The 255-nt window shown below is 54.9% G+C and carries 1 rRNA gene; it reads right to left on the bottom strand.

The window, feature by feature from the left end:
- Positions 1-255 (bottom strand): 23S ribosomal RNA (locus KJS42_RS22990); the annotation flags it as partial.

Below are 255 nucleotides of genomic sequence, written 5' to 3'. Positions count from 1 at the left end.
CCTTTTGCCTTTGCACTCTTCGAATGATTTCCAACCATTCTGAGGGAACCTTGGGGCGCCTCCGTTACTCTTTAGGAGGCGACCGCCCCAGTCAAACTGCCCACCTGACACTGTCCCCGTACCGGATTACGGTACCAGGTTAGAACTCCGATACGATCAGGGTGGTATCCCAACGGCGCCTCCACCGAAGCTGGCGCTCCGGCTTCCTAGGCTCCCACCTATCCTGTACAAATCGTATCAAAGTCCAATATCAAG

The organism is Paenibacillus sp. J53TS2, from assembly GCF_018403305.1.
GTDB lineage: Bacteria > Bacillota > Bacilli > Paenibacillales > Paenibacillaceae > Fontibacillus > Fontibacillus rhizolycopersici.
This window is presented reverse-complemented; position numbering and strand designations above follow the sequence as displayed.